The organism is Shigella sp. FC1967 (assembly GCF_001743005.1).
Lineage (GTDB): Bacteria > Pseudomonadota > Gammaproteobacteria > Enterobacterales > Enterobacteriaceae > Proteus.
On the sequence record NZ_MIIZ01000578.1, the window covers coordinates 1 to 7413 of the forward strand.

General features: G+C 49.5%; 6 protein-coding genes. 5 read left to right on the forward strand and 1 reads right to left on the reverse strand.

Annotation, left to right across the window (positions count from 1 at the left end):
- On the forward strand, positions 1-1359 hold a 1359-nt coding region (locus tag BHE89_RS05755), incomplete at its 5' end, for a conjugal transfer protein TraH (protein ID WP_128860344.1).
- A gap of 12 nt (positions 1360-1371) precedes the next feature.
- Positions 1372-4989: a conjugal transfer protein TraG N-terminal domain-containing protein gene (locus tag BHE89_RS05760; protein WP_069369948.1), complete on the forward strand. Its 3618-nt coding sequence runs from the start codon at positions 1372-1374 to the stop codon at positions 4987-4989.
- Between the two features lie 24 nt (positions 4990-5013).
- On the opposite strand, the gene BHE89_RS26935 is transcribed toward BHE89_RS05760, so the two are convergent.
- Positions 5014-5382, reverse strand: a complete 369-nt coding sequence (locus tag BHE89_RS26935) for a permease (RefSeq protein ID WP_345876131.1) — start codon at positions 5380-5382, stop codon at positions 5014-5016.
- 715 nt (positions 5383-6097) lie between these two features.
- On the opposite strand from BHE89_RS26935, the gene BHE89_RS05770 reads away from it, so the two are divergent.
- From BHE89_RS05770 to BHE89_RS05780, 3 genes are all read left to right on the forward strand, one after another.
- Positions 6098-6370, forward strand: a complete 273-nt coding sequence (locus BHE89_RS05770; protein ID WP_011872840.1) for a helix-turn-helix domain-containing protein — start codon at positions 6098-6100, stop codon at positions 6368-6370.
- Positions 6370-6903 (forward strand): transglycosylase SLT domain-containing protein, encoded by a 534-nt coding sequence (locus tag BHE89_RS05775; protein WP_000790610.1) that lies wholly within the window; start codon positions 6370-6372, stop codon positions 6901-6903. Before BHE89_RS05770 ends, BHE89_RS05775 begins: the two co-directional genes overlap by 1 nt.
- 9 nt (positions 6904-6912) lie before the next feature.
- Positions 6913-7413, forward strand: a 501-nt coding sequence (locus BHE89_RS05780) for a transcriptional regulator (RefSeq protein WP_128860345.1), incomplete at its 3' end; no start/stop codon positions are given.

Consider the following 7413-nt stretch of genomic DNA (forward strand, 5'->3'; position numbering starts at 1 on the left):
GGGGCGATAGCCGCTAACGGCCTCCAATCACAAATGGACAAACTCTTCAATGAAATGAGCAACACAACACCACCTGGGGTTTATGAGAGCCAACGACGTGGCGTTTTAGCTGGTGGCCGGTTCACTGCAAAGACACGAATCTTCGACGAGAACCTGGTGAGCTTTGCCCCTCCATCATGGAAAGCTGGTTGCGGTGGTGTAGATCTGTTCGGCGGTTCGCTTTCCTTCATTAACGCGGATCAAATTGTCCAACTCCTTCGGGCTGTAGCAGCCAACGCCAAGGGCTATGCCTTCCAGCTTGCGCTCGATAACGTTTTCCCGGACGGAGCGAAGTGGATAGAGAACTTCCAGAAGAAAGTGCAAGCGCTCAACCAACATCTGGGCAACTCCTGCCAGCTCGCTCAAGGTTTCGTGAACGACCTAACCAGTGGCATGGACCTTAAACACAAAACTGATGCTTCTATAACCGCGACAACTTCCGGCCTGTATGAAGACTTCTTCGGGTCCAAGCAGGAAACCAGCGGCAAGAGTCCCCTGGAAGAACTGAAAGCCAATAAGCCTGACGAATACAACAAGATGATTGGCAACATCGTCTGGAAGCAACTCAAGAGCAACAACGCCAACACCTGGTTCCAGTACGGGGATAACACCCTTCTTGAAGCGATCATGTCTTTAACCGGCACAGTCATCATTGGTGATCTGGTAAACGACCCGAACTCAACCGGCACTGGTGCGAAAACAACCCCTCTGACGACCCTACCAGGTAACAAGATCACCTTGTCAGACCTGATTTCAGGCGGTTCTGTTGAGATCTATTCCTGTGATTCTGATACGACCAACTGCCTGAGTGCTGGCTCCAGCAATAAAACTGTCGTGCTCAAAGGTATCAAGAACCAGATCACCGACATGCTATTGGGAACCAGTTCTACGCCTGGCGTCATCTACAAATACGCAACGAACTCTGGAACCTTAACCGACCCAGAAAAGGCCTTTGTTTCTAACCTCCCTGGAGGGATTGGCACCATCGTTCGTAATTTGTCTGTCCTTTCACAGGACGGCGCTAACCTGTTCGCAACAGAGTCATCAGGAGCGATAGCCCTGACCATGATGTATAGCTTCTCGGAAGAGTTCTTCCGTGCAGCTCGCATTGCGATGGCTAATAGCAAATCGCCCTACAAGAAAGAGGCACTGGAGCTTCTCGCGCAATCGCAACAGCAAATCCGCGCTGAATACACAATTCTGTCCTCTCAATACGGCGACCTGGCAAGCCAGATTGAGAAATACAACAACCTACTGGACAACATCCGCAAGCAAAAATACATGCTGGCAACTTTGTCCAATCCTCCTAGCACGAACTAAGGGGCCATTGGAATGGGAGCTTTTTCAATCCACTCTATCGGTGACTCTGCTTTTCTGGAGCAAATCCTGATTGCAGTATCAATGATCACCGGCACCGGAGACTTCGAGAAGATGGTCAGTATTGGCCTGCTTCTTGGGGTCTTGATGATCTGTATTCAGTCCGTCTTTCAGGGCGCAAAGCAAATCAACCTCCAGCAAGTGCTGGTAGGTTGGATTCTATATGCCTGCTTCTTCGGTCCAACCACAACGGTGACTATCGAGGATGCGTACACAGGGCAGGTTCGAGTCGTCGCCAATGTCCCTATTGGGGTGGGCTTTGCTGGAGGTGTCATATCCAACGTGGGATACACCATCACCAATTTGTTTGAAACCGGATATGGAGTAATCGTACCCAATGTCACGGAAAGCCACTTTTCCGAAACACTGAAACTGTTGAATGACGTCAGACGGCGAGCCTATGACACCGGGGTTTTCACTGCGCTTAATTCAGCAAATGGGGGCGGCTATGTTGATGTGAGGCGTTCTTGGAACAACTACATTCGGGAATGCACGTTGACGAAAGTTGATCTCAACCTAATGTCCCTTGATGAGTTGATGAACCGTTCAACCGACTCAGCTTTGCGGTTCAACTCTCAGCTCTACGGAACCCGGTTGTATTTGTCCACATCAAACCCTGATGGCGCTGACTACACATGTACTGACGGATGGGTGGCTATTAGCACTGCAACCGCCAACCTAAGCAGCCCGGTTGTTGTTGATGCTCTTAACAGCCTACTGGGTATTGACACATCAACTGGCGATAACGCTATAACGAAGCTAACTGACTCCCTGCAAGCAATGGGGGCCACAACTACGTCATCAATCGACTACCTGAAAGCCGCCGTTCTGGAGCCCCTTTATTATGAAGCCGCAGCAGGACGCTATCAGGACCTCCAGGACTATGGCTCTGCATTGATGATAAACCAAGCCATTCAGCAACGTAATACTCAGTGGGCCGCAGAGCAGTCGATGTTCATGACCGTTGTCCGACCAATGCTGACGTTCTTTGAGGGCTTCATTTACGCTATCACCCCGATCATTGCTTTTATTATCGTGATGGGCAGCTTTGGCCTCCAGTTAGCCGGTAAATATGTGCAAACCATCCTCTGGATTCAGCTATGGATGCCAGTCCTCTCAATTATCAACCTGTTTGTTCATACCGCCGCGTCAAATGAGATGTCTAGTCTCAGTGCTGGTGGTCTCAACTCCATGTACGCACTTTCCTCAACTGGAGATGTGCTGCAACACTGGATTGCAACCGGCGGCATGTTGGCTGCGGCCACTCCGGTGATTTCCCTGTTTATCGTCACAGGTAGCACCTACGCCTTCACCAGCTTGGCATCGAGAATAAGTGGTTCTGACCACGTTGACGAAAAAATGCAAACGCCAGATCTACTCAAGCAAGGTCCGGTTATGCAAAGTCAACCAGCGTACAACCACAACCAATTCAGTGGTGCGATTGCAAACGGCGCAGAAAGCATGATCAGCACCTTCTCGCTTGGCTCCACCTTGGCATCGGGCGTGAGCTCCGCACAGGCATTACAAAGTCAGAAATCGGAGGCTTTCCAAAGCACCCTCGGTCGAGGTTTTTCTGATGGAGTAAGTCAGGATCAAGCCTATTCAAGACTCTCCAATATTGGCCGTAACGTTTCTTCGCAAAACACTGCTCAGAGTCAACTGATCAATCAGCAAGCCAAGAACTTTATGGACAAGTTCCAGGTGGATGATTCTCACTCAGACGCTGTAAAAGGTGCTTTTGCCATGCAAGCAACCGGCACACTTGATGTTGACCAAGCCGCCTCCATGCTTATGCCTATGGTCGGCAAGGCCAGAGCTGCCATGAAGGCTGCGGCTGGTGTTACGTCAAAGAGCACAGCTCTGGTGCCGAGTGGCGAAGGAAAATCTGGAAATGATGATGATGTCCTTGACATAAAAGCACGAGCTATTGGGTCAAGCGAGTCATCCACCAACGACTCGTCTAGCTGGTCAGCTAGTGATGTGTCTCAGTTCATGAAGGGAGTGAGCTATTCGCAAACCGACAGCCAGGCGCTGACAAATCAATTGGCGCAAGGTTTCAGCCGTTCAGGTAGCGAGTCGTTTAAGCAGACCTGGGGGGATAACTTATCCCAGAACCTATCCAAGTCAGCCTCTGAGCTGGTGTCAGCATCAGACACCTTCACGACAATGAGCCAGCTCCAGAACCAGATGGGCTCCATGACTAATACCGACTTTAAAACTCTCGGTGGTGCAGTCGCTCAAACACCTGCGGCCATGAATCAATTGAATGACTATTTCCGAAATGCCGCGCCGCAGTCAGTTAAAGACGAGGCGGCTTCACTACAGCAAAGATACCAAGCCTACGGGATGTCGCCTCAGGTAGCTCAGGCAGCAGCCCGAATGACGGCAATGACCAACTCCAAAAATTACGAACCCGGTAAGGAGCTTGGCGGGTATCAAGCCGCCCTACAGGCGATCAATACCGCGTCCGGACGCAATGGTGCCTTTAGTGGTGATGCCTACGGAAATAACGGTATTGAAGGCCCGAATGTTCAGGGACTACCTGGACAGGTTCAAGGTGCTGTTGGCAGCGGCCCCAATATCCCAACAGGATTCCGGGAGAATGTGGCTGGGATAGCTGGAACTAATCCGGCATCAGAAGCTGGTCAGTTACCAACAAATAGTCCTCTTGTTCAAAATGAACATGCAGCCGGTACATCAGCACTAAACAACCAAGCGCAGCAAACAGAAAGAAATGTATCTGCTCCAGAACTGAAAAAAGCGCAGGACAACCTTATGAACTCACTTCCAGAAATGTCCTGGAGCGCTTCGGCATGGGGCGCGTGGGATAACTCCACTGACTGGATGGGCCGTAGAGCAGAGCAAGCGGGTGGAGCTCTCATTGCTGGAGGTCAGGCTGGCGCGGATGCTTTTTCTAAAGCAATGGACCAAATGAGAACAATGACGCCTGAACAACGCGATCAGTTTATAGCCGCAACTCAACGAGGAGACCAAGCAGTCAAAGATGAGTTTGGTTGGGCCGGAGATGCAATGGTAGGGATGGCTAAACTCGGTCGAAACGTCATGGGGGCTGCGGCGAGTGGCTATGATGCGGCGAAAGAGTGGCTAACTGGCAAATCCGATCTATCGGAAGCAGCTAAAGGAATGAGCATTGAGGAAAGAGGAGCGTTTTATGCAGCGGCTCTTGCCTCCGCCTCAGAAGCTGGTGGTGGAGCAGCCCAACAATTCATGAATCAGTACGGAGATGAGTTTAAAGAAACCATGCGATCTATTGCTCAAAGTCGCTATGGTCTGACTCCGGCGCAATCTGCTGTTTATGCTGAATCCTTCGATACAAATGAAGGGCGCATGAATCAGGCAGTTCAAAATCTGAAAATGGAATATGCGGAACGTAATCCCGATGGAACACCTATGATGCAAGATGGCAAACCTGTTCTGTCTCAGCAAAACGAAGAGTTCACCGACAAACTGGTAAACGTATTGCAGAACTCGACGGGGGCTGGAGATCGTTCAGGAAGCTATCTAACAGCAGTGCGAGGTTACAATGTAGCCAATCAGCGATTCGGACAATAAAAAAGGGGGCCTCGGCCCCCTTTTTTAATCATCCCCCATAGGTCCAATACCTAAACCACCTGTCGAACGAGAGTCGAGATAAAGGTGGAGATCATCTTTTTTCCGACGATGTTTACTTCCTCGTGCTGACCCACGCTCTTGGCGTACAACTTTAACCATTTGCACCACGAGAAAACAAAGCAGAACAACAAAAGCGGTTTGCCAACTGAAATAGGCCACCCCCGCCCAGAACACTATTGATGCCCAGATACTACGATGAACCAATACCAGGAATCTACCACCCCAGACGGCAAAGGGAGCCAACGCAACACCAATCCCCCAAGGCGTATCCGTCATCATGGCAATCCCTAAAAGGACAACCCCCAGCAGAAGAATATTGACCACATGTTTCATGCCAAGCCCCTTACTCTTTACCTACAGTTTACCACGGCATCAAAAAATGCAACTGTGAAAATTTGACTATTTTTTGCTAAATAAGCATTCCATTGGCAATTTTTATGATTAGAATTTGCTCTGAAACTTTCACATGTGAAAGTTAGGCCTTACGGAACAAGGCATTTGTTGACAAAGCATTACATAGTTGAACATGTCAAACAGATCGCATACACTATGGAATAGGCCATTGCTAACGCCTTGGTCCCCATCTGCAACACCGCAGAGTTCTCTTTCCCAAATACCTCGTATTGTAAACACCATCATCCGTGTGTGGTCGGGTCGCACCTTTGCCTACCCTACCCTCATCAGCTCCTGCTGTATTCGCAATTTCAGCCCTCGCTGTATCCCAAAAATCACTTATACCTAAACGCTATTTAATATCACAAAATACCGCACTTCCCGTGCGCTATTTCCGCCATCCTTTTGGCGCACTTTCCATTACTATCGCAAAAATATTCGTATCCCATTGATTACTAACAGTATTGTAACTTTGTTCCGTCGGTGCAAAGTTAAGTGTATGTTTTTAAAGGTTTTTTATTGTTGACAGCATCAATATTTGGGCTTATAAGAGCGCAAAATATGTCAGTTTGTGACAATAGAAGAACTCTAAAAGCGTTCATTGAATAACGCGCTTTTTGTATGGGTAACAACGCAGTTTAAGGGGTGGCAAACAATGGATAAATGCCAAGTGATAGACATCCCAAGCGACCCAGAGAAGAAACGTGAGTGGATCAAGTACAAACTCAAGATCCAGGGACTTTCTCTGGCCGCATTGGGCAGAAAACACAAAACATCTCGGCAGGTGGTGTCTACGGCACTCTACAAGCCCAGTCCACGCTGGGAACATGAGATAGCGACAGCTTTGGGTATGAAGCCGTCTGAGATTTGGCCGGAGCGGTATGACGAAGAACACGAAATACCCCTCAGACATAAGGAGGCAAGCTGATGAAGAACAAAGCCAAGGCGCTGGTTCTGTCTGCGGCTCTCCTGTCATCAACAGCGAATGCTATTGACCTGAGCGGAACCATCTTCGACAAAGCGGCGAAAGCATATAACCTCGACCCTCTTCTAGTGTATTCGGTCGCATTGGCCGAATCTGCATCAGGGAGAGGTAATGGCTCTATAAGTCCTTGGCCTTGGACGCTTCGCGTTCCTGGGCTTCCTTTCTATGCCAAGTCGGAAGATCAGGCAAAGGCTAAGCTCGCAGAGTTTCAGCAGCAGTACGGTCGTGCCATTGATGTCGGGTTCATGCAAGTGAGCATCCGCTGGAATGGTCATAGAGTTTCTTCTCCAGCAGATCTTCTCGACCCAGAGACCAATGTCATGGTTGGGGCAGAGGTGCTATCAGAAGCCATTCAGTCATCTCCAAATGACTTGGAGCTTGGCGTTGGCCGCTATCACGCCTGGGAAGACGAAATCCGAGCCAGAAACTATGGTAGCCGAGTCTTGGCTATCTATCGCAACCTTCGTGATTTGTGAGGGGGCGGAATGTTGGAACTGGATATTATTGGTGCGTGGGATGCAAGAGCCGTCAACCTCGATCAAGAAGAAGCTGATAGAAACGTCTACGAGTTCGATCTGACATTGTGGAACCTGCTATCCACTCTGGCAAAAGAACGTCCAGATGATGCGGCCTCACAATTTTCTTTGGGCATGGACACCGTTCAAAAGCTGTCACTGGCAACACCTTCCCAATTGGAAGCTCTGGCGTCTGGCGTTTTGATTTCTTTCAAGCTCGAAACAGCAGAGCAGAACATCATCACGCGACTCTCTGGCGACTACGACCCGGTAGTTTTCATCAACCATAGTGTTGATGAATTTGATGCTGCCTACTGGTTGCTATTTAACCGCGTCGCATCGAGAGACCCGGAGATGGCAAAGGAAGTTTTCGGGGTTTCGAGAGAGCTTGCGGAGCTGGTGGCTAAGGCAACAGACAGCCAGTTGCGCCACATGTCTGGAACAACGGTTACGCATTTTACGCTTCGTTTT

Coding starts and splice junctions, on each gene's coding strand:
- BHE89_RS05760 (WP_069369948.1), top strand. CDS start 1,372: ATGGGAGCTTTTTCAATCCACTCTATCGGTGACTCTGCTTTTCTGGAG.
- BHE89_RS26935 (WP_345876131.1), bottom strand. CDS start 5,382: ATGAAACATGTGGTCAATATTCTTCTGCTGGGGGTTGTCCTTTTAGGG.
- BHE89_RS05770 (WP_011872840.1), top strand. CDS start 6,098: ATGGATAAATGCCAAGTGATAGACATCCCAAGCGACCCAGAGAAGAAA.
- BHE89_RS05775 (WP_000790610.1), top strand. CDS start 6,370: ATGAAGAACAAAGCCAAGGCGCTGGTTCTGTCTGCGGCTCTCCTGTCA.